At 62.5% G+C, this 26,045-nt stretch carries 23 protein-coding genes; 16 read left to right on the forward strand and 7 right to left on the reverse strand.

What is annotated here, in order from left to right; translation table 11 throughout:
• Nucleotides 1–185: 185 nt before the first annotated feature.
• The 3 genes from AC0L14_RS04940 to AC0L14_RS04950 form a co-directional block, all read right to left on the reverse strand.
• Entirely contained in the window at nucleotides 186–965 is a 780-nt protein-coding gene (locus AC0L14_RS04940) for an ATP-binding cassette domain-containing protein (protein WP_473748798.1), read from the reverse strand.
• The gene (locus AC0L14_RS04945) at nucleotides 958–3,213 is read right to left on the reverse strand and encodes an ABC transporter permease (RefSeq protein WP_123150748.1); all 2,256 of its coding nucleotides are present in this window, start codon (nucleotides 3,211–3,213) and stop codon (nucleotides 958–960) included. Before AC0L14_RS04945 ends, AC0L14_RS04940 begins: the two co-directional genes overlap by 8 nt.
• Nucleotides 3,214–3,296: 83 nt before the next feature.
• On the reverse strand, nucleotides 3,297–4,379 hold the full coding sequence (locus AC0L14_RS04950) for a substrate-binding domain-containing protein (RefSeq protein WP_473549418.1): 1,083 nt from the start codon (nucleotides 4,377–4,379) through the stop codon (nucleotides 3,297–3,299).
• Between the two features lie 248 nt (nucleotides 4,380–4,627).
• On the opposite strand from AC0L14_RS04950, the gene AC0L14_RS04955 reads away from it, so the two are divergent.
• Both AC0L14_RS04955 and AC0L14_RS04960 read left to right on the forward strand, forming a co-directional pair.
• On the forward strand, nucleotides 4,628–6,031 hold the full coding sequence (locus AC0L14_RS04955; RefSeq protein WP_258116342.1) for a selenium-binding protein SBP56-related protein: 1,404 nt from the start codon (nucleotides 4,628–4,630) through the stop codon (nucleotides 6,029–6,031).
• Nucleotides 6,032–6,697: a hypothetical protein gene (locus AC0L14_RS04960; protein ID WP_473748799.1), complete on the forward strand. Its 666-nt coding sequence runs from the start codon at nucleotides 6,032–6,034 to the stop codon at nucleotides 6,695–6,697.
• On the opposite strand, the gene AC0L14_RS04965 is transcribed toward AC0L14_RS04960, so the two are convergent.
• Nucleotides 6,694–7,119 (reverse strand): L,D-transpeptidase, encoded by a 426-nt coding sequence (locus tag AC0L14_RS04965; RefSeq protein WP_473549420.1) that lies wholly within the window; start codon nucleotides 7,117–7,119, stop codon nucleotides 6,694–6,696. The genes AC0L14_RS04960 and AC0L14_RS04965 overlap by 4 nt on opposite strands.
• Nucleotides 7,120–7,358: 239 nt before the next feature.
• Between AC0L14_RS04965 and AC0L14_RS04970 the strand changes: the two genes are divergently transcribed.
• From AC0L14_RS04970 to AC0L14_RS04995, 6 genes are all read left to right on the forward strand, one after another.
• Nucleotides 7,359–8,639, forward strand: coding sequence for an acetylornithine deacetylase/succinyl-diaminopimelate desuccinylase family protein (locus tag AC0L14_RS04970; RefSeq protein WP_473486562.1), 1,281 nt, complete (start codon nucleotides 7,359–7,361; stop codon nucleotides 8,637–8,639).
• A 130-nt stretch (nucleotides 8,640–8,769) separates the two neighbouring features.
• The gene (locus AC0L14_RS04975) at nucleotides 8,770–10,251 is read left to right on the forward strand and encodes an ABC transporter substrate-binding protein (RefSeq protein ID WP_473486563.1); all 1,482 of its coding nucleotides are present in this window, start codon (nucleotides 8,770–8,772) and stop codon (nucleotides 10,249–10,251) included.
• A gap of 439 nt (nucleotides 10,252–10,690) precedes the next feature.
• Complete coding sequence (locus tag AC0L14_RS04980; RefSeq protein ID WP_473486564.1) at nucleotides 10,691–11,638, forward strand: ABC transporter permease; 948 nt, start codon at nucleotides 10,691–10,693, stop codon at nucleotides 11,636–11,638.
• Nucleotides 11,635–12,504, forward strand: coding sequence for an ABC transporter permease (locus tag AC0L14_RS04985; RefSeq protein WP_473486565.1), 870 nt, complete (start codon nucleotides 11,635–11,637; stop codon nucleotides 12,502–12,504). The genes AC0L14_RS04980 and AC0L14_RS04985 overlap by 4 nt, the downstream gene beginning before the upstream one ends.
• Complete coding sequence (locus tag AC0L14_RS04990) at nucleotides 12,501–14,165, forward strand: ABC transporter ATP-binding protein (protein WP_473748800.1); 1,665 nt, start codon at nucleotides 12,501–12,503, stop codon at nucleotides 14,163–14,165. The genes AC0L14_RS04985 and AC0L14_RS04990 overlap by 4 nt, the downstream gene beginning before the upstream one ends.
• A 52-nt stretch (nucleotides 14,166–14,217) precedes the next feature.
• A complete protein-coding gene (locus AC0L14_RS04995) occupies nucleotides 14,218–14,961 on the forward strand; it encodes a CPBP family intramembrane glutamic endopeptidase (RefSeq protein ID WP_473486567.1) in 744 nt (247 codons plus the stop codon).
• 92 nt (nucleotides 14,962–15,053) lie between these two features.
• Here AC0L14_RS04995 and AC0L14_RS05000 read toward each other — a convergent pair whose 3' ends face one another.
• On the reverse strand, nucleotides 15,054–15,485 hold the full coding sequence (locus AC0L14_RS05000) for a tellurite resistance TerB family protein (RefSeq protein WP_123150746.1): 432 nt from the start codon (nucleotides 15,483–15,485) through the stop codon (nucleotides 15,054–15,056).
• A 206-nt stretch (nucleotides 15,486–15,691) separates the two neighbouring features.
• On the opposite strand from AC0L14_RS05000, the gene AC0L14_RS05005 reads away from it, so the two are divergent.
• The 4 genes from AC0L14_RS05005 (at nucleotide 15,692) to AC0L14_RS05020 (ending at nucleotide 18,166) form a co-directional block, all read left to right on the forward strand.
• Nucleotides 15,692–16,477 carry a TSUP family transporter gene (locus AC0L14_RS05005; RefSeq protein WP_473486630.1) on the forward strand — a complete coding sequence of 262 codons (786 nt, stop codon included), beginning with the start codon at nucleotides 15,692–15,694 and terminating at the stop codon, nucleotides 16,475–16,477.
• Between the two features lie 51 nt (nucleotides 16,478–16,528).
• A complete protein-coding gene (locus AC0L14_RS05010; RefSeq protein WP_084646958.1) occupies nucleotides 16,529–16,699 on the forward strand; it encodes a hypothetical protein in 171 nt (56 codons plus the stop codon).
• Between the two features lie 99 nt (nucleotides 16,700–16,798).
• Nucleotides 16,799–17,632 carry a helix-turn-helix domain-containing protein gene (locus AC0L14_RS05015; RefSeq protein ID WP_473748801.1) on the forward strand — a complete coding sequence of 278 codons (834 nt, stop codon included), beginning with the start codon at nucleotides 16,799–16,801 and terminating at the stop codon, nucleotides 17,630–17,632.
• 114 nt (nucleotides 17,633–17,746) lie between these two features.
• Entirely contained in the window at nucleotides 17,747–18,166 is a 420-nt protein-coding gene (locus AC0L14_RS05020) for a VOC family protein (protein ID WP_473486569.1), read from the forward strand.
• A 371-nt stretch (nucleotides 18,167–18,537) separates the two neighbouring features.
• Here AC0L14_RS05020 and AC0L14_RS05025 read toward each other — a convergent pair whose 3' ends face one another.
• On the reverse strand, nucleotides 18,538–20,007 hold the full coding sequence (locus tag AC0L14_RS05025; protein ID WP_473748802.1) for a cobyric acid synthase: 1,470 nt from the start codon (nucleotides 20,005–20,007) through the stop codon (nucleotides 18,538–18,540).
• Nucleotides 20,007–20,621, reverse strand: a complete 615-nt coding sequence (locus AC0L14_RS05030; protein ID WP_473748803.1) for a dimethylsulfonioproprionate lyase family protein — start codon at nucleotides 20,619–20,621, stop codon at nucleotides 20,007–20,009. The genes AC0L14_RS05025 and AC0L14_RS05030 overlap by 1 nt, the downstream gene beginning before the upstream one ends.
• Before the next feature lie 151 nt (nucleotides 20,622–20,772).
• Here AC0L14_RS05030 and AC0L14_RS05035 point away from each other — a divergent pair, with 151 nt between their 5' ends.
• The 4 genes from AC0L14_RS05035 (at nucleotide 20,773) to AC0L14_RS05050 (ending at nucleotide 25,954) form a co-directional block, all read left to right on the forward strand.
• Nucleotides 20,773–21,939, forward strand: coding sequence for an isobutyryl-CoA dehydrogenase (locus AC0L14_RS05035; RefSeq protein ID WP_473486572.1), 1,167 nt, complete (start codon nucleotides 20,773–20,775; stop codon nucleotides 21,937–21,939).
• A gap of 11 nt (nucleotides 21,940–21,950) precedes the next feature.
• Entirely contained in the window at nucleotides 21,951–22,268 is a 318-nt protein-coding gene (locus AC0L14_RS05040; protein WP_473748804.1) for a four helix bundle protein, read from the forward strand.
• Nucleotides 22,269–22,325: 57 nt separating this feature from the next.
• Nucleotides 22,326–23,210 carry a 3-hydroxyisobutyrate dehydrogenase gene (gene mmsB, locus AC0L14_RS05045; RefSeq protein WP_473486574.1) on the forward strand — a complete coding sequence of 295 codons (885 nt, stop codon included), beginning with the start codon at nucleotides 22,326–22,328 and terminating at the stop codon, nucleotides 23,208–23,210.
• Nucleotides 23,211–23,929: 719 nt separating this feature from the next.
• The gene (locus AC0L14_RS05050; RefSeq protein ID WP_473748805.1) at nucleotides 23,930–25,954 is read left to right on the forward strand and encodes an ABC transporter ATP-binding protein/permease; all 2,025 of its coding nucleotides are present in this window, start codon (nucleotides 23,930–23,932) and stop codon (nucleotides 25,952–25,954) included.
• Nucleotides 25,955–26,045: the final 91 nt, after the last annotated feature.

The raw sequence follows: 26,045 nt of genomic DNA on the forward strand, positions 1-26,045 counted from the left end.
CTTCGTCTGCTTAGTCCGCATCGCGGTCATCGTGCTCATCGCATTGAGGGACTGCTTCCCACCCTTACCCGACATCCGGCATTCTTCGAGTGAACGACCAATCTCGGGCCACAATCTCGATGGACTTAGAGCGGGTGGTTTTAGCCGCATTTCTGCGACGCCAGCAGAAAAGTGATCCTGATCGGTCAAAGCATTGCCTCATCGGCCGTAAGTGCATGCTCTCGCGTGCCGGAGACGATGATCTCCAGGACCTCATGCTCGTCGGTGTTTTTGATGTAGCGATCGCCGACGTTCTCGCCGCGCTTCAGCACCATCACGCGGTCGCCCACAGCGAAGATGTCAACGAGGCGATGGGAGATGATGATCTGGGCAACGCCCTGCTTCTTCAGTTCCAGCATGGTTTCGAGCAGCCGCTCGGTCGCCATCACCGAGAGATTGGCGGTCGGCTCGTCGAGTATCACCACGCGCGGCTGGAAGGAGATAGCGCGGGCAATCGCCACCGATTGCTGGCGGCCGCCCGAAAGGCTCTCGACCTTTTGATAGACGGAGTTCACGTCGACCTTGAGCCGCTTCAGCACACTGTCGGCTTCCGCGTACATTTTCCGCCGATTGACGAAAAGGCCCCTGAGCGGCCAACGGCCAAGAAAGATATTCTGACCGACATCCATATTCCCGCAAAGAGCGAAATCCTGGTAGATCATCTCGATGCCGGCGTCGCGGCTTTCGTGCGGGCTCTTGAAGTGCACCGGCTGCCCGGCGACGGAGACCTCGCCGGCGTCGCGCTGGTAGGCGCCGGTCAGGATCTTCATCAGCGTCGACTTGCCGGCCGAGTTGTCGCCGACGAGGCCCAGGATCTCGCCGGGATAGAGCACGAGGTCGACGTTGCGGAGCGCCTGCACCGCACCGAAGGCTTTTTCGATGCCCCGCATTTCTACGATCGGTGCAGGCGTGGTCGGGTCACGCATGGGTGGTCTCCGCCGTTTTTGTGCGCCGCGCGAGGCGCGCCCGCAGGCGGCCGAAGATGTTGGCCTGGCGCACCCAGATGTCGATCAGCACCGCCACGATCAGGATGCCGCCGATGAAGACGTTGATCCAGTGCTGCGGCATCGTGAAACCCTGAACGTTGAGCTGCAGCAGCGCCCGAATCAGGGTGATCACCGCCGCCCCGGCGAGCGCCCCGATCACGGTGCCGTAGCCGCCGAAGATCGAACCGCCGCCGATGATCACCGAAGCGATGGCGTCGAGCTCGCGGAACTGGCCGGCCACCGGGTTGAAGCTGCGGAAGTAGGCGACGTTGATGATCCCGGCCATTGTCGCGCAGAGCGCCGCCAGAATAAGCGCGAGAAAACGCACCCGGTTGGTATTGATTCCGGCATAAGCGGCGGCGCGAATATTGCCGCCGGTCGCATAGACCTTCTGCCCGAACGGCATGTAGGCGAGCACGACGCCGGCGATGAGGGCGACGAACAGCATCCAGATGGTCTGGACGCTCACCACCTCGGCGATCGAGCGCAGCAGCCCGTCCGGCAGCGAGATGCGGTAGTGCAGCAGGATGTCGTTCACCTTGCGGCCAAGCAGGTTGTAGCCCTCGGGCCAGCCGGTGAGCTGCTGCCCGGCTACGAACCAGGCGGCGAGGCCGCGGGCGATGTAGAACATGCCGAGCGTGGCGATGAAGGCCGGCAGCTTGAAGCCGACGGTGACGATCGCGTTGACGAGGCCGGCGCACATGCCCGCGAGCAGGCCCATTGCCACGGCGGTCACGGGGTCGGCGCCAAGGACCTTGAGGAAATAGGCGGCGGTGCTGCCGGCGAGAGCGAGCACCGCCCCGACGGAGAGATCGATATCGCCGGCGGCGATGACGTAGGTGAGTCCGATGGTGATCAGCGCAAGCTCGGTGTAGTTGAGCAAGATCGCGAAGCTGTTGGACAGGTTCCACCAGTAGTCCGGCCGGAGCGCGAGGCCGGTCAGCCACAGGAGCGCGGTCAGGATGATGGCGAGCGCGTCGCGCCGGGCGAGGAACTTGCCGAACCCGGTGGCCGACAACGCCATGTCGGTCGCCATCGCCCCCTTGGTCTGCACCCCCTCGATCGCGATGCCGCCGATCTCGTAGGCCGGTGGCGGCGGCCGGTCGCGGAGCCAGGCCCAGAGGCGCCCTGCCACCTGGCGGCGGATGAGATAGGGCTCGATGAGCACCGCGACGACGAGCAGCAGCCCGAGGAACACCGGCACCGCGCCGACCGGTAGCGAGAAAACGGCATTGACCGTGATCTCCTCGTCGCCGATCTTGATGATGCGCGTGATCGGCCAGCCCTCGCGCAATACCTTGTCGAGCAGCACCACCAGCAGGGCGCCAAGGCAGGATCCGGCGACCCGGCCGCGGCCGCCGAGGATCGAGGCGCCGCCGATGATCACGGCGGCAATGACGGTCAGCTCACCGCTGACGCCGTAGAGGGGCGTCACGCCCTTGTCCTGGGCAGCTGACATCAAGCCGGCCAGCGCCGCGCAGAGCGAGGAGATCAGGAAGGCTCGGATGCGCACCCAGTTGGTCGGGATGCCGGCATAGGACGCCGCCTGCTCGTTGCCGCCGGTGGCGAAGGTCTCGTAGCCCCAGCGCGTCTTGGCAAGCACATAGGCGCCGATCACGGCGACAACGAGGAAGATCACGATCTGGTTGTTGAAGCCGAGGAGGTTGGTCTCGCCGAGGTGAAAAAAACCCGGATAGCCGGTCGCCTTGGCAGGGTAGTAGATCGCCTGGCCGTGAGTGAGCGCCAGCACGAAGCCGCGGCCGATGAAGAGGACGGTCAGCGTGGCGATGAACGCCGGCACCTTCAGGATGGTGACGAGCACGCCGTTGATCAGCCCGATCAGCGTGCCGAGCAGCAGGCAGAGGATCGCCGACGTGACGACGCCGAGGTCAAGGAAGTTCGGCGCGAACAGCCTGGCAAAGACGACGGCGACTAGGCCGTAAGTTGAACCGACTGAAAGATCGAGGTCCTTGTTGACGATGACGAAGGTCACTCCGACCGCGATGATGGCAACCCGCGAGGTGTCGCGGAGCAGCGAGTGAAACGCTCCTGTTGACCCGAAGAACGCGGGATTGACGAGAGCGCCGCCGAGATAGAGCAGCAAAAGCAAGGCAACGAGCCCCACCTCCCAGCCGCCGACAATCTGGGACGGCGCACGGCCGAGCGATGTGGTCGCGGTAAGCGCCATGGTCTCTTCTGGTCGATTTCCTGCTGCCGCATTGCGGGAGAGCCTGCGCCCTCCCGCAATGATTTCAGACGTTCCGAGTGGACTCAGTTCTCGAAGCGCTTGCCGACGTCCTCGACGGTCTCCTTCGTCACCAGTTGGGCGCGTGTGTCGAGGTTGGCCGCCGCGATGCCGCGATCGATCTCCAGATAGAGTTGCATGACCGGCCAGAAGCCCTGCAAGAAGGGCTGCTGCCCGAGCGCGCCGGTCAGATCGCCGCTCTTCATCGCATCCTGCTGGGCCGGGCCCAGGTCGAAACCGTAGGCGCAGATCTTGCCGGTCAGTCCGGTCTGAGCGACGGCCTTGGCAAGCGCCGGCGTGAACACGTTGTTGCCGGCGAACGCGCCAACGACGTCGCCGCGCGATTCGAACAGCGTCACGATGCCGTTTACCGGATCATTCGGATTGGTGTCTATACCGGTGTTCTCCGGACCCGCGTCGACCTTGAAGGCATCAAGCTTGCCGGCATCCTTCAAGCCCTTGACGATGGCGTTGAAAGCCGAAGTGACGCGATTGTTCACCTCGATGTTGCCCATTGCGGTCGACGACGGCAGGACGATCGAACCCTTCTCGATACCCTTGTCCGCGAGGCACTTGACGAGCGCCTCGCCGGCGATTGCGGCAGCGGACGCGTCCTGGCCGGTGTGGCCGATGCCGCTGCGGTTGAGGAGCGTGCCGTCAAAGGAATTGGTCGTAGCGACCGGTATGCCCTTCGCCTCGGCGGCCTTGACGATGTCGTTGTAGGCGCCGACCTGGGGCGTTGTCATGATCAGCCCGTCGATCGTCGGATCCTGCACGATCTGGTTCAGGATTTCGATCTCGCGGGCAGGGTCGTCGGTCGGCGATTCCGAGCCGAGCAGCAGGACCTTGGCGCCGATCAGGTTGCCGGCGACGGTCGCGCCGACATAGACCGGATCGAAGAACCCATTGCCGGCAGTGTGTGTCACGATAGCGAAAGTGAGGTGACCATCGGCCGAATGGAAGTCCTTGGTAGCGGGGGCCTCCTTTGCGGCTTCTTCGAAGCTGTAGCCGCCGACCGCCTTGTCGACGCCGCCCGATTGTGCGTAGGCGTTCGATACGCCGAGCGATAACGCCGCGGCACACGCCGCGAGCGAGAAAATACGTTTCATGATTTTCCTCCCTTGCAACCAACGGTCGGAAGCCGTTCGGGCGCATTCATTCAGGATTCCGAATGCTTCCTCCCACCCCGTATATTCTGCCCAAAGCCTGCCCACGTAAATAGTGCTAGCGCGACGCGGTGTCAGACAGACGAGGAGACTTGGTGTATTATGATCCCTACCTGGGCCGCATTTCAAAAGGGAGCGACACAGAGAGCACCAAGAATAAAGTTTCACAAACGCGTAGGGAGGATACCGCGATGAATCTGCGACCAGACCCCACATTCTATGCGTCACCGAAGCTGGCTATGGAAGGGCCGCCGGAAACTCTGGCCTACACGTTGATGCTTAGCCCGGACTTCTCGCAACCCGACGGCCTGGCTGTGGTGAATGTCGATCCAAATTCGCCGGATTTCGGCAAGATCGTCCACACTGTGATCATGCCAAACAAGGGCGATGAGTTTCATCACTTCGGCTGGAATGCGTGTTCTTCGGCGCTATCACCACTGACTGGCCACGCCTTTCTGGAGCGTCGTTATCTGATCATTCCGGGCATGCGTTCGTCGCGCATCTACATAATTGATGTGAAGGGCGGGCCGACAGCCGCCAAGATTCACAAGATCATCGAACCCGCAGAAGTCTTTGCCAAGACGGGCTATTCACGCCCGCATACGATCCACTGCGGACCCGAGGGCATCTATGTCTCGACCCTGGGCGGCGGCGGCAAGGACGGTACCGACGGTCCTCCGGGCATTTTCATCATGGATTGCCAGACCTTCGATGTCATTGGCCGCTATGAGATAGATCGTGGCGCCCAGGACAAGCACTACGATTTCTGGTGGAACCTGCCGCGCGACTACATGGTCAGTTCCGAATGGGCCCTGCCGCCGCAGTTCGAAAACGGCATCGTCCCGGAGGATCTACTGTCCAACAAGTACGGCCACCGCATGCATTTCTGGGATCTGCGTGCGCGTAAGAACATTCAGACGATCGATCTGGGCGCCAATCACCAAATGGCGCTCGAAATCCGCCCGGCGCATGATCCAGTCCAGCAATACGGCTTCTGCGGCGTTGTGGTCGATACCACCAATCTCGAAGGCTCGATCTGGACTTGGTGGCGCGACGCAGATGGCAAGTTCCAGGCCAAGAAGACGGCGATCATCCCGCCTCAACCGGCCAATGCCGACGATCTGCCGGATCTTCTGAAGGGTTTCTCGGCGGTGCCCCCGCTGGTCACCGACATCGACCTCAGCCTCGACGACAAATATCTCTACGTGGCTTGTTGGGGTACGGGTGAAATGCATCAATACGATGTCAGCGACCCGATGAAGCCGGTTCTGGCGGGCAAGGTCGAACTGGGTGGGATCGTCAAGAAGACCAAGCACCCCTGTGGCAAGGTCTTCGGCTATGGGCCACAGATGGTCGAGATTAGCCGCGACGGCAAGCGTGTCTATTGGACCAATTCGCTCTATTCGACCTGGGACGATCAGTTCTATCCCGGCGAGCGCGGCGGGGCTATGGTGAAGGCCGATGTTGGCGCCAATGGTGGCCTGACGCTCGACACCAACTTCTTCGTCGAGTTCCCCAAAGGCTATCGAACGCACCAGATCCGACTTGAAGGCGGCGACTGCTCTACCGACAGTTTCTGCTACCCATCGGTCTAGGTGTCGCCCGAACTCCTTTCGACCACAGCCGGCCTCTGGTTTGCTGTGGTCGCCAGCGGGATTTACCATGGCGTAAACCCGGGTATGGGCTGGCCGCTTGCTGTTTCGGCCGCCCTGATGGAACGGCGAGCCTATGCGCTGCCGGGCGCACTCCTGGCGCTGGCGTTCGGGCATCTTGTCGCCATGACGGTGGTCCTCTTGCCCTTCGCGCTGATGACCGTGCTGGTTGATTGGCAAACCGAGATCCGCGTTGGCGCAGGTCTAATTGTCGTCGCGCTCGGAGTCTGGCTGCTCTTCAACCGGCGGCATCCTAGATTTCTGGCGCGCGTGCCGCCGTCGCGACTGGCGCTCTGGTCCTTTCTGGTCGCCGTCACGCATGGCGCCGGCCTGATGCTGGTGCCGATCTACCTCGGCCTGTGCGGCGTCGTTGAAACGGATGCTGGGCACCGTGCCGCGACCGCCCTCATTGCACGAACTGCAGCGCTCTCGATCGGCGTGGCAGCGGTCCACACCGGCTCGATGATCACTGCGGGCGGCGCTTTGGCCTTCGGCGTCTATCGGTGGCTGGGATTAAGGTTTCTTTCGAAAAGCTGGTTTGATCTAGATGTGATCTGGGCGCTAAGCCTAGTTCTGGTCGGGGCGATCGGCGTGTTTTCCGCGCTCTAGTTGGTCACCACGATCCGCGTGTTACGGAAGCCGGCTTGCCGCACCATCGAATAGAAGGCGGCGGCATTCGCCGGGTGCAGCCGCACGCAGCCATGCGACGCCGGGCGCCCGAGAGATTTTACCGCGCCGGTGCCATGGATGGCGTAGCCGCCGCGGTAGAATACCGAATGAGGCATCGGCGACATGTCGTATTTGCGCGAATACCACATCCGTGCCGTTCGTTGCGGCCGGTAGCTGCCGCGCGGCGTGATATAGCCTTTGCGCGCCGTGGATACGCGCCATCGGTAAACCGCCTGACCGTATCTTACAGTCATCGTCTGCGACGACACGTCGATCCTTGCAACCAGCTTGGCTGCCCAGCCCTCGACCGATGAACCGAGCAGCGTCGTTGCCAGTGCCGCTGCCATGAAAACGGTTTTCATGCGATCAAACCCCTTTGACTGCCCTTGCCTGCTTGCCTTCACGCAATTCTTCATCTTTTTAATCGCAAGTGAATGAGGTAACCACACACCTCTGACGAATTCACCAATCCAAAGCAGCGAATTTGAACGATTTCCCGCGATAGTTGCCGTGACGACACGTAACCACGTAACTAGGGCGCGACCCGCCATCAGGCTTGCCAAAGCGCATCATTGGCTGCTCAATTCGCCGAATGAACGAAATGAATGAACGGCTCCTGAAAGCGGTCGGTGATCGGGTCGACGACCTGGTCGCGTTGACCGCGGACCTGATTCGCTTTCCGACCATCAATCCGCCCGGCGAAGCCTATCGGCCATGCGCCGAATACGTCGGAGCGCGGCTGAAGAAGCGCGGTTTCGAAGTCGAATTCATCCGCGCCGAAGGCACGCCCGGTGACACCGATCGCTACCCGCGCGTCAATGTCGTCGCCCGCTTCGATGGCCGCTCGCCCGGCGCCTGCGTGCATTTCAACTCGCATATCGACGTGGTCGAAGCAGGCGACGGCTGGAGCCTCGATCCCTTCGCCGGCATCGTCAGGGATGGCAAGGTCTATGGCCGCGGCGCCTGCGACATGAAGGGTGGCCTGGCCTCGTCGATCATCGCCGCCGAGGCCTTCATGGAGGTCTTCCCCGACTTTCCGGGCGCCATCGAAATATCGGGCACGGTAGACGAGGAGTCCGGCGGCTTCGGCGGCGTCGCCCATCTGGCAAAGCTCGGCTATTTCTCCAAGCCGAAGGTCGACCACGTCGTCATCCCCGAGCCGTTGAACAAGGACCGCATCTGCCTTGGCCATCGCGGCGTCTGGTGGGCGGAGATCGAGACCAAGGGGGAGATTGCGCACGGCTCGATGCCGTTCCTCGGCGACAACGCGGTGCGCCATATGGGTGCCGTGCTAAAGGCCTTCGAGGACGAGCTGTTTCCGGCGCTCGACCGCAAGGTCACGCGCATGCCGGTCGTGCCCGACGGGGCCAAGCGCTCGACCATGAACATCAACTCGATCCACGGCGGCCAGACCGAGGATTTCCGGCCCGGCCTGCCCTCGCCCAACGTCCCCGATTCCTGCCGGCTGACCATCGACCGCCGCTTCCTGCTCGAAGAGGACCTCGGCACGGTCAAAAGCGAGGTGACCGATATCCTCGACCGGCTGAAACGCGAGCGCAAGAAATTCGACTACGAGATCCGCGATCTCATGGAGGTGCTGCCGCTGATGACCGAGCGCGATGCGCCGGTGGTCAAGGCGGTGGCGCAAGGCATCATGGAGATATTCGACCGCGAGCCCGACTATGTGATTTCGCCCGGCACCTACGACCAGAAGCACATTGCCCGCATCGGTCACATCTACGACTGCATCGCCTATGGCCCGGGCATCCTCGACCTCGCCCACAGGCCCGACGAATGGGTGGGGATATCAGACATGGTCGAATCGGCCAAGGTGATGGCGATCGGGCTCAACGTGCTGCTTAGGGGCGCGGGCGCTCGGTAGTCGGTGATGGGCGAAAAAACATTCCTGCCGGCGCTGCCGGAAAACACGAAACGCAATTTACTCGTTGGTGAAATCACGCTTCTATCCACCGGGTTTTGAGCATGTTTTTGAGCATATCGGGAGTTGCACGATGAAATTGTGGAAAACCATTCTCACCGCCGCGGCCCTGGTGCTGTCTGCCGGAACATCGGCATTTGCCGCGCGGACCGATCTGGTCATCGGCATTACGCTCGAACCTCCGCATCTCGATCCGACCGCAGGTGCTGCGGCGGCGATCGACGAAGTGCTTTACGCCAATGTGTTCGAGGGGCTGACCCGCATCGGTCCGAACGGCGATGTGCTGCCGGATCTGGCCGAAAGCTGGATGATTTCCGACGACGGCAAGGTCTACACCTTCAAGCTGCATACCGGCGTCAAATTCCATGACGGCACCGACTTCAATGCCGACGACGTGAAATTCTCGCTCGACCGCGCCCGTGCCGACAACTCCGTCAACGCACAAAAGGGCCTGTTCGCCGCCATCGATACGGTCGATGTGGTCGATCCGGCGACGGTCAAGATCACGCTGAAGAACCCGCAAAGTTCGTTCCTCTACAATATGGGCTGGGGCGACGCGGTCATCGTCGCGCCGGAGACAGCCGACACCAACAAGGAAAAGCCTGTCGGCACCGGCCCGTTCAGTTTCCAAAACTGGGCCAAGGGCTCGTCGATCACGCTGATCAAGTCCGACACTTACTGGGGCGCCCCGGTGTCCCTCGACAAGGCAGAGTTCCGCATTGTTCCCGATGCCGCTGCCGCTGTGCCGGCATTGCTTTCCGGCGACATCCAGGCCTTTCCCTTCTTCCCCGCTCCCGACAGTGTCGCCCAGATCAAGGACGACCCACGCTTCAAGGTGGTGATCGGCGCGACCGAGGGCGAAACCATTCTCTCGATCAACAACAAGAAGCCGCCTTTCGACAGACTGCAGGTCAGGCAGGCGATTTCGTTTGCGCTCGACCGCAAGGCGATCATCGACGGCGCCTCGGCCGGTTTGGGTGTGCCGATCGGCTCGCATATGTCGCCCGCCAACAAGGCCTATGTCGACCTCACCGGCCTCTATCCGCACAATGTCGAGAAAGCCAAGGAACTCTTGAAGGAAGCCGGTCTGGAGAACGGCTTCAAGGCGACGCTGAAACTGCCGCCGCCTCCCTATGCGCGGCTTGGCGGCGAGATCATAGCGTCGCAGCTTCGCGATGTCGGCATCGATCTGCAGATCGTGCCCGTGGAATGGGCGCAGTGGCTGGACCAGGTCTTCACCAAGAAGGACTACGACCTGACCATCGTCTCCCACACCGAGCCCAACGACATCGATATCTATTCGCGCAAGGATTACTACTTCAACTACGACAACCCGACCTTCGACAAGATCATCGCCGATCTGAGCCTCACCTCCGATGAGGCCAAGCGCATGACGCTGCTCGGCGAGGCGCAGAAGATACTGGCCGACGATGCCGTAGTCGGCTTCCTCTACGAACTGCCGAAAGCCGGCGTCTGGGACGCCAAGCTCGAAGGTTTTTGGGAAAACGCCCCGATCCAGGCCAACGACCTGACCAAGGTGAAGTGGACGGAGTGAGGGGCTGCTGGCCAAAGGGGCGAAGCTTGCAGCCGGTGGCACCCCCCTCTGTCCTGCCGGGATGCCTGGCCCGAGCCGCAGGGCAATCGCTTCAGTTCTGCGCTGCCCCTCATCGCCCTGCCGGGCACTTCTCCCCGTATAGTGACGGGGAGAAGGACGCCTTCGCAAAGGATTTCGCCAATCTCCAGCGTTGCAGAAGGGGTGCCAAGGTTGCGGCCAGCCCCCTTCTCCCCGTCACTATACGGGGAGAAGGTGCCGGCAGGCGGATGAGGGGCGGCGCCGGCATTAACAGTTGGCCGGTCGAGCGCTATCTTTTGTCTGAAGCAACTGCCCTGCCGAAGCCCGTGGCTCGGGCCGGCGCGTCCGGCAGGACAGACGGGGACGTGAAAGAGCACTGTCGCCCGATCTTTGCAGGCAACACAGCGGTTCCTCAACGTCCATGACCGCCTATCTCCTCAAGCGTCTTGCCATCGCGCTCATCACGCTGGTTCTCGCCTCCATGGTGGTCTTTGCCGTGCTGGAGATCATTCCCGGCGACCCGGCGCGGCTGATGCTTGGCATGAACGCCAGCGCCGACCAGGTCGAGTTGCTGCGCAACCAGATGGGCCTCAACGCACCCCTTGCGCTGCGCTATCTGCACTGGGCCGGCGGCTTGCTGAGCCTCGATTTCGGCCGCTCCTACACCTATTCGGTGCCGGTCATCGACCTGGTCCGCGAGCGCGTCGTCGTCTCGCTGCCGCTGGCCCTGATCGCGCTGGCGCTGTCCACCATCATTGCCATTCCGGTCGGGCTGTTTTCAGCCGGCCGGCACGGGCGGGCCGGCGACACGATTGCGATGGGCGCCGCACAGCTTGGCGTCGCTGTGCCGAACTTCTGGTTTGCGCTGATGCTGATCTACCTCTTCGCCGTCTGGCTGCGGCTGGTGCCGGCAGGTGGCTTTCCGGGATGGAGCGCCGGCGTCTGGCCGGCGCTGAAATCGCTGATCCTGCCGGCGATCGCGCTCGCCCTGCCGCAAGCGGCGATCCTCGCCCGCGTCACCCGCTCGGCGCTGATCGAAGTGCTGAACGAGGACTACATCCGCACCGCCCGCGCCAAGGGCCTGCCCTTTCGCGCGGTGCTGTGGCGGCACGCGCTGCGCAACGCGATGATCCCGGTGCTGACCATTCTCGGCCTGCAGTTCGCCTTCCTGCTCGCCGGCACCATCATCATCGAGAACGTCTTCTACCTGCCCGGCCTTGGCCGGCTGGTATTCCAGGCGATCACCCAGCGCGACCTGATCGTCGTCGAAAGCGTCGTCATGCTGCTGGTTGCCGCCGTCATCGCGGTCAACCTGCTCGTCGATCTCTCCTATGCGGTCGTCGATCCGCGCCTGAGAAGCCGCCAATGACGCTGCGCTTCGACATCCCAGAGGAAAATTTTGCCGACATCCTCGTCAAGGCCTTCACCAACCGCTCGTTCCTCGCCGGCTTCGCCATCACCGCACTGGTGGCAGCGGTCGCTATCGTCTCGTTCTTCTGGACGCCTTTTGACGTCACCAGGCTGATCATCGCCGACAAGACCCAGGCACCCTCGCCGGCGCACTGGTTCGGCACCGATCATTTCGGCCGCGACATTCTTTCCATGATCATGGTCGGCGCCCGCAATTCGATCGCCGTGGCGCTGGTCGCTGTCGGCATCGGCATGGGCGTAGGCGTGCCGCTCGGCGCCTTCGCCGCGGCGCGCGGCGGCATCGTCGATGAAGCGGTGATGCGGCTGAACGATCTCGTCTTCGCCTTCCCTGCCCTGCTGTCGGCGATCATGATCACCGCCATCTTCGGGCCGGGCGCGCTCAACGCCATCATCGCCATCGGCATCTTCAACATCCCGGTCTTCGCCCGCGTCGCCCGGGCCGGTGCGCTGGCGATCTGGCCACGCGAATTCATCCTCGCCGCGCGCGCCGCCGGCAAAGGCAAAACGCTGATCACGCTGGAGCATGTGCTGCCCAACATCGTCAGTTTGCTCCTGGTGCAAGGCACCATCCAGTTCGCGCTCGGCATCCTGGCCGAAGCCGGGCTTTCCTATGTCGGGCTCGGCACACAGCCGCCGATGCCGAGCTGGGGCCGGATGCTGTTCGACGCGCAGACCCGCATGGTGGCGGCGCCGTGGATGGCGATCTTTCCAGGCATGGCGATCGTCGTCACCGTGCTTGGCCTGAACCTGCTCGGCGACGGTATTGCCGACATCCTCGACCCTAAATCGCGGCGGCAGCGATGAGCCTGCTCGAAATCGAGCGATTGTCGCTAAGCATCGGCGATACGCCGATCCTGAGGGATGTCGAGCTCTCCGTCGCGCCCGGCGAGGTGATGGGGCTGGTCGGCGAATCCGGCTCGGGCAAGTCGATAACGGCGCTGACGGTGATGCGGCTTCTGCCCTGGGCGGCGCGCGCCACCGGGCGCGTCGTCTTCGACGGCATCGACATCCTTGCGGCCAGCGAAGACCAGATGTGCGCGCTGCGCGGCGACGATATCGGCATGGTTTTCCAGGAGCCGATGACGGCACTTAACCCGGTCAAGACCATTGGCGAGCAGGTCGCCGAAGGCATCCGCTGGCACACCAGGGCAAGCCGCGCCGACGCCGAGGACCGCGCGCGAAAAATGTTCGACCGGGTCGGCCTGCCGGCGGCACAGTTCCCGCTGTCGCGCTATCCACACGAGCTTTCCGGTGGTCAGCGCCAGCGTGTCGTCATCGCCATTGCCTGCGCGCTGAAGCCCAAGCTGCTGATCGCCGACGAGCCGACGACGGCGCTCGACGTCGTGCTGCAGGCGCAGATCCTCGACCTGTTGCGCGACCTGGTCGCAGAGAGCCGCATGGGCCTGCTCTTGATCTCGCACGACCTCGCGGTGGTGGCCGAGATGGCGGACCGCATCACCATCCTGCGCCACGGCGAAGTGATGGAGGCCGGCGACACGGCGCGCACTTTGTCTGAGCAGCTCCATCCCTACACGCGACAACTGGCGCAGGCCTCGATGCATGTGCCGGCGCGTGCCAGGACACACGAGGTCGGCCAAGACAACCCCCTGGTCCAGGCTGCCAAACCTCTTCTTCAGGTGGCCAAGCCTCTTCTTCAGGTAGAGAGCGTGACGCGGGACTATCCGGGACGGCGCAAATCGTTGCTGAAGCGCGCGGCCCCGATCCGCGCCGTCGACGATGTCTCGTTCTCGATTGATCCCGGGCAGTCTGTGGCGCTGGTCGGGAGTTCCGGTTGCGGCAAGTCCACGCTTGCCCGCATGGTCCTGGCGCTGGACGGGCCGACATCGGGAACGATCCGGTTTCGCGGTCAGGTCATCACCGGCAAGAGCGAGGCTGAGCTCAAGCCGGCGCGACGCGACATGCAGGTGGTGTTCCAGGACCCTTACGGCTCCTTCGATCCGCGCCAGAAGGTCGAAAAACTGGTCGCCGAGCCACTGCATGTCCTGGAGAAGAAGCCGACGGATGCGGAACGGCGCGAGATGGTGGCAAAGGCCTTGCACGAGGTCGGCCTTAGTCCACGCGACATGGACAAATATCCGCACGAGTTTTCGGGTGGCCAGCGCCAGCGCCTGTCGATCGCCCGCGCCATCATCACCCGCCCCAAGCTGGTCGTCGCCGACGAGCCGGTCTCGGCGTTGGATGTCTCGATCCGCGCCCAAATTCTCGACCTGTTCGCCGAGCTCAACCAAAAGCTCGGCGTTGCCTATCTATTTATCACCCACGATCTGACCGTTGCCCGCGCCATCACCGACCAGGTGATGGTCATGCATGACGGCAAGATCGTCGAGCGCGGCAGGACGAGCGAGGTTCTCGACCATCCGCAGTCCGAAGCCGCCAAGGCGCTGGTCGCAGCCGCTCCCGATTTGCATCGGGCGATCGCGAAACGGCTGCAGGAACAGGGGTGAGCGGCTTCGTGGCACGGCTAATTCGTCGGGCGCACGGGCGGGAGAATGGCTATTGACAGCCAACAGTTCTGAAACGCGCGAAGGGCCTGAGCCTCCTCCACTGGGCCTGGGCGGCTCTGCTGCGCTGTTCGGGGCGGGTGCTCTGCTGCTGTTCCTGGTAACGCGGATAGCCGTCCCAACGTTCGTCTCCGCTAGCGGGGCTGAGACTGTGGTGATGTGGTTCTTGGCCGCAAGCATCATTCTTTTTGGCCCCCTGCTTCTCACGGCTGCCCTGCTATTGCATCGAGAGCGGAGACAAGGAAGGCTGGTGTCGTTGGGCGCGCGGCTGTGGCTTCGCACTATGAATGGCGGCGATTGGCTCTGGGCTATTGGAGGGCTGGTGGCTGTCAGCGTGCTGACCGGCGGCATCGGCGCGGCGCTCCGGATGCTGCAAGACGGGAAGACTCTTCATCCCTCGTTCATGGCTTTCGAGCCGCTAGGTCCTGGGCGGTACTGGATTCTCGGCGCGTGGCTGCCGTTTTTTGTACTGAACATCGTTGGGGAAGAGTTTGTCTGGCGGGGTGTCGCACTGCCGCGGCAAGAGGTTGCCTTCGGGGGGTGGGCTTGGCTGGTCAACGGGATAATGTGGTTACTGTTCCACGCTGCCTTCCCTTGGCAAGTCCTGTTGACGCTCGTGCCGATCACGTTGCTCCTGCCCTACGTTGTCCAGCGGCGTCGCAGTACATGGGCCGGGATCGTTATCCATGCCGGGTTCGGGGCGATGGGCTTCCTGGTCCTAGCATTCGGGCTCGCCTAAGCGGCGCTGCTCTCGTAATCAGTTACGACCCGACTCGCCTCCAAGGGGCGGCGACGCTTCCATGGCCCATCAAATCGTTATCACACGATGCCTCAGCCTTGCGGCTTCACCACATCGGCAGGGCTGATTTCGAGCAGGTCGAGCGTGCGCCGCAAGAGCTGCATCTCGCTCCCGGCAAGTTGCGAATCGGCCTTGGCGATCTCGGCCATGTGGCGGGCGAGCAGCTTGCGCCGTTCGATGTCGAGGTCGCGGAACTGAGCGATGGCTTGCGAGCTGTTGGTCTCGTAGCCGAATTCGTTGAGATATTCGATGACGCTGTCGATGCTGGTTTCGGGAATGCCGAAGGCGTCCCGGCAGATACGCCTGAAGGCGGTCATTTCGCTTTCGCTGACCGACCCATCGGCCAGGATCATGCGAAACAGCATGAGCAGTTCCGCCGACAGTACAGGATCGTCCGCGACCTTGCGCACGCCGGGGTCGCCTTCGAAGATCGAGCGTATCTGGTCCAGCAAAGCGAATGACATCAGCGTCCCTTTCCGATTCGTCAAATGCATGTCGCTCAAAAGTGCGCAGCGGTTTTGAGATAACGACATGCATAAAACAAAAGAGCCAAGCGCGTCGCGGCGCGCTTGGCATAGGTAGCGCGGAATCGGCCTTGCGCAAACGGGTCGGCTGTGGTTCGAACGCCCACATCTTCCCGCTGGCCAGAAGCCCTTCCCGCAACCATCCGATGTTCGATCTCGCCACCCAGACCGTCGTCATCCTCGGCGTCGCCGCCTTCGCTGCCGGCTTCGTCGATTCGATTGCCGGCGGCGGCGGCTTGATCACCATTCCAGCACTGCTGCTGGCGGGCTTCTCGCCGGTCGAGGCGCTGGGGACCAACAAGCTGCAGGGCATGTTCGGCTCGGGGTCGGCGACCATCCACTACGCCGCCAAGGGCCATGTCGATTTGCGCCGGCAATTGCCTTCGGCCCTGTTGGCGCTTGCCGGCAGTGCTCTCGGCGCTTTGCTGGCGACATTCGTGCCGGGCGACCTGTTGCGGGCTCTTCTGCCGATCCTGCTGATCGCCATCGCGCTTTTCTTCGCCCTCAAGCCAAACATGGGCGACGTCGACCGCGCCCGGCGCCTGTCGCCGTTCCTGTTCGGGCTGATCCTGGTGCCGATTGTCGGCTTCTATGACGGCCTGTTCGGGCCGGGGGCCGGTTCCTTCTACATGCTGGCCTTCGTCACCCTGGCCGGCTACGGCGTGCTTAAGGCGACGGCGCATACCAAGCTGCTCAACTTTGCCTCCAACATCGGCGGCTTCATCGTCTTCGCTGCTGCCGGGGTCGTCTACTGGAAGATCGGCCTGATGATGGGTGTCGCCCAGTTTCTCGGCGCCCGTGTCGGCGCCAGCCTCGCCATCCGCAATGGCGCAAAACTGATCAAACCGCTGCTGGTGATCGTCTGCCTGGCACTGGCCAGCAAACTGCTGGCCGATCCGGCGAACCCGCTGCGCACGCTGATTGGTGTGTGACGACGCGACTGATACTATGCGGTTGTACGAATCATGTTGGAGGAGCCACGCATGAATCTCAGTGCGCCTACGCAGCTTATTTTTATCATATCCCTTGTTATCGCCCTCATCGGCCTGCTCGCCGCTCTCGGCGTTCTTGCATTCATTCCTCTGGCCGCGGTGTGGATCGTCCTCATCGCTTATATCGTGCTTGCTGGCGGCTGCCTGGTTCGCGGCGCTTAAGCACTCAGACCTCAGGCAACTCGGAGCGCCCGGCCACAAGCCGGGCGCTTTTGATTCTGAGGACTGGTCTGTTAGACTCCTTGGGCGGAAGGAAAGCTCATGCCCGCCGAGAGCGAAGACGGAAGCCGCCATGAAATTCCCGGCCTCGGCCGGGTCGAGATGGTGCGGCGTGCGCCCGGCCCTCGGCTCCACGGCTCAGTCACCGACATCTGCGGTTATCGTGAAACCGCGCCCGGCCGCTTCCGCAACGTCGAATATGCATCGCTGACCGTGCCGCTGGTCATCAGCTTTGCCGAACCCTTCGCAATCGGGCTCGGCAAGAATCCAGGCAACAATGACCGCTTCGCCAGTTTCGCCGCCGGCCTCTATGCCGGTCCGGTGGTGATCGAATCCTTCGGCGGCGCCTGCTGCGTCCAGGTCAATTTCACGCCGCTCGGCGCCCGACGCTTCTTCGGCCTTCCGATGAGCGAACTGACCGATCGCATGGTCGGCCTCGACGATGTGCTTGGCCCCGAAGGGATCGCGCTGCGCGAAAGACTTGGTAATGCGCGCGACTGGACCGCACGCTTCGCCATCGCCGAGACGTTCGTCGCCGCACGGCTGACTGAGGCCCGGGAAACGCCGGCCGAAATCGCCTGGGCCTATGACAGGATCATCGTCTCAGGTGGCCGCATTCGCGTCGCATCGCTCGCCGACAGGCTGGGCTGGAGCCGCAAGCATCTCTCGGGAAAATTCTCCAATGCGATCGGCGTCGGCCCCAAGACGCTGTCGCGCATCGTCCGCTTCAACCGGGCGCTCGGCCTGTCAAGGCAGGACAAATCCGGTTGGGCTGATATCGCCGCCGATTGCGGCTATGCCGACCAGGCGCATCTGGTGCGCGAATTCCGCGACCTTGCCGGCGAAACGCCGACGACGCTTGCCGCCCGGCCATAGGTTCTGAAACGCCCCTTGCCACGCCCAGTGGGCGCACGGGTAACATTTCTTCAAGACGTGCGAACAGCTTTCGCCCAGACTGGGTTATCGACAATCCAATTGAAGGAGATCGCCATGACCATGTCAGTCGAACCGCCCAGGCTCTATCCCACCTTGCGCTACCGCAATGCCGCGAAAATGATCGACTGGCTGGGTGAAGCCTTCGGCTTTGCCGTTCATGCCCGCTACGGCGAAGGCGACATTGTCCATCACGCCGAACTGACTTTCGGCTCCTCGATGATCATGCTGGGCACTGCACGCGACGACAAGTTTGGCCAGATGATCGGTGCACCGGGCCCGGGTGGCGGCAGATCGATCTATGTTGCCGTCGACGATGCCGATGCCGCTTATGCCAGAGCAAAAAAGGCCGGCGCCGAAATACTGGAAGAACTCACCGACCGCGATTATGGCAGCCGCGAGTTCATCTGCCGCGATCCGGAAGGCAATGCCTGGTCGTTCGGCACCTATTGGCCGAAGGCCGGTGAAAAAGCGTGAACTGGTAACGCTGCACAGGGAATGTGACGGTTGAGGGCCTGTTGGCGGCCAAGGTTTCACCGTTCGTTTCGGTCAATTATCATAAACATTCGGGATTGGTCGAAGCCTCCCCAACTTCGTCATCCCCGGGCGAAGCAGGAGCGAAGCTCCGTCGCGGAGACCCTGGGATCCTGCCATGACAACCTCGCAAGGCGCGGCGACCCAGAACCGAGCACCCTCCGTCGAGTTCCTTCGCAGAGGGGGTACTGTCCTGGGTACTGTCCCTCCAGCGTTCCGAAAGGTCCCGCACCGCAGGTAACGGCAGGATCCGCCAGGGCATGCGGTTCGTCAACGTAACATCTGACCTGTCAAAACTTCTGCGCGCCGAGGAGCTACCGCGCCAGACCAAAGATGGCGTCGCAGTCGAGGTGGGTCTCCAGTTCGGCTGCGACCTCGTCCAGTGCCCGTTCGACCTCGGCGCGATAGTCGATGCCGCCGCCTTTGACGCCAAGGTTTTCCAGGAATTTCGCCCGAAAAGCGTCAGCGGAAAACAGCCCGTGCAGATAGGTGCCCGACACCTTTCCGTCGACTGAGACAGCGCCGTCAGCGGCGCCGTTGATGACGGTGGACGGCCGCAGCGTGTCGGGACCGGTGGTGCGGCCGAGATGGATCTCATAGCCTTCGAGCGGCAGGTCGAACTGCAGCGAGCGCGCGCTGACATTGCGCACCGTCTTTTCCGGCTCCATCACCGTTTCGACGTCGAGCAGGCCGAGCCCTTCCGTCTCGGTAACGCTGCCCTCGATGCCGTCGGGATCGCGCACGACACGGCCGAGCATCTGGAAGCCGCCACAGATGCCGACGACGTGGCCGCCGCGCTTGCGGTGGGCGACAAGGTCGTGGTCCCAGCCATTGTCGCGAAATCTCAGGAGATCGCCGATCGTCGACTTCGAGCCGGGAATGACCACCAGCCCGGCATCCTCTGGCAAGTGCTGGCCGGGCGGAACGAACACCACCTCGACTTGAGGCTCGGCCTTGAGCGGGTCGAGATCGTCGAAATTGGCAATGCGCGAAAGCACCGGCACGGCGACCTTCAGCGCGCGCTTCTCGCCGGAAGCCAGGCGTTCGAGCACCACCGAATCTTCAGATGGCAACCGCGCCGCCGCCTTCAGCCACGGCACAACGCCAAAACAGCGCCAGCCGGTGAATGTCTCGATCGCCTTGATGCCGTCATCGAACAGCGAGACATCGCCGCGGAACTTGTTGATGAGATAGCCGACGATCATGCGCCGGTCCTCTTCCGGCAGGATCAGATGCGTGCCGGCGACCGAGGCGATGACGCCGCCACGATCGATGTCGCCGACGAGGATCACTGGCACATTGGCGCGCGTGGCAAAGCCCATATTGGCAATGTCTCGGCTTCTGAGATTGATCTCGGCCGGCGAGCCGGCGCCTTCGACGATGACGAGGTCGGCGCCCTCGCCGACCTTGGCCCAGGAGTCCAGCACGGCATCCATCAGCCGGCCCTTCAGCGCCTGGTAGTCGCGCGCCCGCGCCTCGCCGAACACCTTGCCCTGCACCACAACTTGCGCGCCGACATCGGTCTGCGGCTTGAGCAGCACCGGGTTCATGTGGACGGAGGGCACAACGCCACAGGCGATCGCCTGCAGCCATTGGGCGCGACCAATCTCGCCGCCGGAGTTGTCGCCCGGAATGTCGGCGACGGCGGCGTTGTTCGACATGTTCTGCGGCTTGAACGGCCGTACCTTCAGCCCACGGTTCCTCGCCGCGCGGCACAGGCCCGCGACCAGCACCGTCTTGCCGACATCGGAGCCCGTGCCCTGCAGCATGATTGCTCTGGCCATTAATTCCTGCCCTGTGAAACGCTGCCGGTGATCGTGGATTTCGCCGCCAGCGGCCCGCCGCGCCAGATGTAGAGCGCCAGCAGCGGCTGCTTGCCGGTGCGCATCGCGTGACTGATATCAGAGGCATGGTGGATCACCTCACCCGCCTCGCGCCTGCGAAATTCGGCTTCGCCAATGCGCCATTCGGTGCCGCCGGTCAACGGAATGTAGATCTCCTCGGCGACGTGGTGATGATCGGGATAGACGATATCAGGTCCGAGGATCAGCAAGCCGGCCGCGACCTCGTCGTTGACGAAATGGCCGCGCGTACCGAAGACCTCCAGCCAGCCGTAATTGTCGATGAACGTCTTGCCGAAATCCGCCTCGCTGTAGGTCTGGCCCCATCTCAGATCGCCGCGACGCTCCGCAAGCAGCCGCGACAGCGGCCTGGCACCTGCCGGAGCGAGCTCGACGATGCGGTCGAGCTGGCGCAGGCAGGCGAGCGGATGCGGCTCGAGCGGACGCGCCGGCATGGCCCAGCCGATCCGGGCCACCGCATCGCGCACCAGCGCATCATCGAACCCGTCGAGATAGGCATGAAAACACTCGAGCAGTTCATCGAAATTTGTCGTCACGCCTTGCTCCGCACACGCATTCGCGCACAGCCGCTCCCCAATGGTTGGATGGAGACGGTCGGCTTGCGCGGCGGCATCATTGGTCTAGATTGGACGGCGCGCAAAGCCAAAAACGACAGGCCAGCCGGCCGAAGACATCAGGGAGCACGCTATGGACGCCGCTGTCGATGCGGGTACCAGCCAGTTCGAACTCAACGAGGACCAGCGCGCCATCCAGGAGATGGCCGAAGCCTTCGCTGCCGACCGCGTCGCACCGAACGCTCTCGACTGGGACCGCAACAAGCATTTTCCGGCCGACGTGATCCGCGAGACGGGGCCGCTCGGCCTTGGCGGCATCTATGTCCGTGACGACGTCGGCGGCTCGGCACTCGGCCGGCTCGACGCCGTGCTGATCTTCGAGGCGCTTTCGCGCGCCGATCCGGCCTTTTCATCCTTCATCTCGATCCACAACATGGTGGCGTCGATGATCGACCGCTTCGGCAGTGACGAGCAGCGCCAGCGCTTCCTGCCGAAGCTGACCTCGATGGAGTGGCTGGCCAGCTATTGCCTGACCGAGCCGGGTTCGGGATCGGATGCGGCAGCGCTGAAGTCGCGCGCGGTGAAGAGCGGTGGCGACTATGTGCTGAACGGCGTCAAACAGTTCATTTCGGGCGCCGGCGACAGCGACATCTACATCGTCATGGCGCGCACCGGCGCCGACGGGCCGAAGGGCATTTCCACCTTCGTCGTGCCGAAGGATGCGCCCGGCCTGTCCTTCGGCACCAACGAGCACAAGATGGGCTGGCACATGCAGTCGACCCGCCAGGTCGTCTTCGAGGACTGTAAGGTGCCGGCGCAAAACCTGCTCTCGGCCGAAGGCGCCGGCTTCGGCATCGCCATGGCCGGGCTCGACGGCGGCCGGCTCAACATCGCCGCCTGTTCGCTGGGCGGGGCGCAATCGGCGCTCGACAAGGCGCTGTCCTACACCGCCGAGCGCAAGGCCTTCGGCGCCAAGATCAACCAGTTCCAGGCGCTGCAGTTCAAGCTCGCCGACATGGAGACCGAGCTGCAGGCAGCACGCATCTTCCTCTACGCCGCCGCCTCGAAGCTCGACCGCAAGGCGCCGGATGCCTCGAAATGGTCGGCGATGGCCAAGCGCTTCGTCACCGACATCGGCTTCAACGTCGCCAACGACGCGCTGCAACTGCATGGCGGCTACGGCTATTTGCACGACTACGGCATTGAGAAGCTGGTGCGGGATTTGCGCGTCCACCAGATCCTCGAAGGCACCAACGAGATCATGCGCGTCATCATCGCACGCGCCCTGATCGGTCGGTAAGGCAGTAGGCGATGGATCTGGCCGTCACCACCTACTCCTTGACCAAGGCATGGCCAAAAGAGGAATTGTATGGGTTGACCAGCCAAATCCGCCGCTCAGCAACCTCTATCCCTGCCAACATCGCGGAAGATTATGGCCGAGACAACAGAGGCTCTTATCAGCAATTTCTCCGGATTGCCCAAGGGTCGCTGAAGGAGTTCGAGACGCACCTCCAGATCGCTGAACGCATTGGCCTTGCTAGGCATGATCAAGCTTATCAGATCCTGTTAGCGACCGAGGGCATCGGAAAAATGCTTCGCCAACTTATTAGCAAACTCGCGCCCGAATAGGCTGCCTACTGCTACTGCCTACTGCCTACTGCCTTACCCAAACCACGGAGTGCCATTATGACCACCATCGCCTTCATCGGCCTCGGCAACATGGGCAACCCGATGGCCGCCAATCTCGTCAAGGCGGGATATGCAGTGCACGGCTTCGACCTGATGCCGGAAAATCTCGTCATCGCCAGGGACCATGGCGTCGTCGTCATGGCCAATGCCGTTGCCGCGGTGAAGGAGGCCGATGTGGTCATCACCATGCTGCCGGCCGGCAAACATGTCCTGTCGGTCCACGAGGACATCGCGCCCAAGGCGAAAAAAGGCGCGCTGTTCATCGATTCCTCGACCATCGACGTCGAATCGGCACGAAAAGCCCACGCCATTGCCGCCAAACATAAGCTGCTGTCGATCGACGCGCCGGTTTCCGGCGGCACCGGCGGCGCCGCAGCCGGCACGTTGACCTTCATGGCCGGAGGCTCGAAGGAAGCCTTCGCCAAAGCCGAGCCAATCCTCAAGCCGATGGCCGGCCGTATCGTCCATTGCGGCGACGACGGCGCCGGACAGGCGGCAAAGATCTGCAACAACATGATATTAGGCATTTCGATGATCGGTGTCGCCGAAGCCTTCGTTCTGGCCGAAAAGCTCGGCCTGTCGCATCAGGCGCTATTCGACGTCGCCTCGACATCCTCCGGCCAATGCTGGTCACTGACCACCTACTGCCCGGTGCCCGGACCGGTGCCGACATCGCCGGCCAACAATGGCTACAGGCCGGGGTTTGCCGCAGCACTGATGCTGAAGGACCTGAAACTGTCGCAGGAAGCCGCGCAAAGCGCCGGTGCGGTGACGCCGCTGGGCGCCGAGGCCGCCCAGCTTTATGCGTTGTTCAATGCCCAGGGCCATGCCGGCGCCGATTTTTCCGGCATCATAAATTTCCTGCGCGGTACCCCGGCCTAATGCATGTCGCCCAAAAGCTCGCCCTCGGGCTTGACCCTGGGCTTGACCCGAGCGTGCGCAGCGATTTTGAGACAACGACATGGGATAAAAACAAGAACTTAAAGCGCGTCGCATGAGTTCCTTCAGACGCGCCGCGCTTTAAGCCTTGAACTCGACTGGGCTTTTCGATTTCCCGGCAAAGAGAAACATCGCAAATTTAGATTTGCTTAAACTCTCGATAACCCCCCGGTAACGATGTGCCTGTAAAACGGAATGCGAGGCGGCATATCGCATCCGCCCGGCGCTCCGGATCAGGTCTCGCGTACCGGAGCCCGTAAGTTTCGCAAGTGTTCTGGTAGCGAAGCGCCATGCGTATCTGGCAAAGCCGCGTTCCCGATGGAGCGCGGTTTTTGCGTTTCGCATTATTCAAGGACAGTGAGACGATCGCCCTGGCGCGTCTCCAGATGGTCGTCTGCCTCGTGGCGGCGGTCCTGACCGACGTCGACCCACAGGTGGTAGCTCCAATGCTCCCCAGCGCGAGGGTTCGGTGAGCGATCTGAGATTACCTGACTCCCGAAGCTCGTCAGTCCAGTCGACAGGACTATCGACAGCATCACGAAGTGGCAGCAGATCAAGGAAGACGCCAAGAACGACGCCGACCACATCCGCGCCGACGTGGAGATCAAGCGGCTTGAGCGGACCTCATGAAACCTTCTGATTTCTAAGCCGTTATCGCCGGTATGTCCGGGGCTAAATTCAAGCCGAAATCGGTCTCCAAATCACGCGATGCCGAGAAGTCGCGCCAGGAGAAGCAGTCGACTGTCGAAGTCGCGTCTGAGATCGTCGGCGCGGCGCCGCCGCCGCTGGATTTCATCGAACCCGATCCGGAGCTGGCTCCTGAGGAGGTCGAGCAGGCGCGCAAGAGATACTTGCTGAGGCGTTTCTGGACCAGCGCGCGCGGTTACTGGGGCCGCGGAGGCGATAGGCTCGCTTGGCCGTACACGATCGGGTTATTGCTCCTGATCGTCATCAATGTCGGCTTCCAGTATGGGATCAATGTCTGGAATCGCGCAATTTTCGACGCCCTTGAGCAACGCAATGCTCGCACCGTCTATGTCCTGAGCGCCGTTTTTGTGCCGCTCGTGCTCGGAAGCGGAAGCCTTGTCGTTGCACAGGTCTTCCTTCGCATGACGATTCAGCGCCGCTGGCGTTCCTGGCTCACCAACGCGGTCATCGCGCGTTGGCTTGCAAGCGGCCGCTACTTTCAGTTGAATCTCGTCGGCGGCGACCACCAGAACCCCGAAGCCCGCATCACGGAGGATTTGCGGATTGCCACCGAATCCCCCGTCGACTTCATCGCCGGTGTCATCAACGCGTTTCTGTCGGCCTCGACCTTCATCGTGGTGCTCTGGACGATCGGCGGGGCCCTGACCCTGACGATCGCAGGTTCGACCGTGACCATTCCCGGCTTTCTCGTCATCACCGCGGTATTGTATGCCGCGATCACATCCACCTCGATGGCGGTCATTGGCCGCCGTTTCGTCCACCTCTCCGAGGAAAAAAATCAGGCGGAGGCCGAATTCCGCTACACGCTGACGCGCGTGCGGGAAAACGGCGAGAGTATCGCATTGCTCGGCGGCGAGGAGGAGGAGCGTAGCGGCATCGACAAGACGTTCGCCCATGTGCTCAGGCAATGGGCGCTCCTTACCGGTCAGCACATGCGCACAGCGCTGGTGTCGCAGGGGGCGAGTCTGTTTGCGCCTGTCGTGCCGGTTTTGCTTTGCGCTCCAAAGTTTCTCGAAGGCAGCATGACACTTGGACAGGTAATGCAGGCTGCTTCTGCCTTTGCCATCGTGCAGGGCGCGTTCGGATGGCTGGTCGACAACTACCCCCGTCTCGCCAATTGGAACGCCTGTGCACGGCGCATCGCCTCGCTGATGATGTCGCTCGACGGGCTCGAGCGCGCGGAACAGAGCAACACCCTGGGACGCATAAAGCGCGGCGAAACTGCAGGCGATGCGATGCTCAGCCTGAACAATCTGTCCGTGTCGCTCGACGACGGCACCGCCGTGGTCAAGGAAACCAAGGTCGTAATCGAACAAGGCGAGCGGGTGCTCGTCGCCGGCGAATCCGGCTCAGGCAAGAGTACACTGGTGCGGGCCGTCGCAGGTCTGTGGCCGTGGGGTGGCGGCAGCGTCAACATCCACGCCGACAGACGGCTATTCATGTTGCCGCAACGGCCCTATGTCCCCATCGGGACGCTTCGCCGCGCAGTCGCCTATCCAGGCGCCGCCGATCGCTGGACGCTGGACAAGATCAAGGCTGCCCTCGACAAGGTCGGACTCGATTATCTGAACGACAAGCTCGAGGACGACGCGCCATGGGACCAGACCTTGTCGGGTGGCGAAAAGCAGCGGCTCGCCTTCGCGCGTCTTCTGCTGCACAGCCCCGATATCATCGTGCTGGATGAAGCAACGTCAGCACTCGATGAAAAGAGCCAGGACAAGATGATGGAGATGATCGTTCACGAATTGCCGAAGGTCACCATCATAAGCGTGGCGCATCGCACCGAGCTGGAAGCCTTTCATAGCCGCAAGATCACATTGGAGCGGCGCGAGGACGGCGCAAAGCTTGTCAGCGATATCGATCTTGTCCAGCGCAAGAGAAGACGGAACTTGCTTGTGCGATTTATGGGGCGCCGGCGCGCCGCACCGAAGCGCAGCACGACGTTGAGCAAAGCGGCGCTGCCCGAGACAAAAAAGTAAATCCGCCGGTTGCGTCTTGTCAGGCTGGCAACTTCATTTGTTTTCGAAGGCTCTAATCGAAGGCATTTGCGGGACAAAGCGGCGGAGGAAG

Source organism: Mesorhizobium sp. WSM4841 (genome assembly GCF_055811515.1).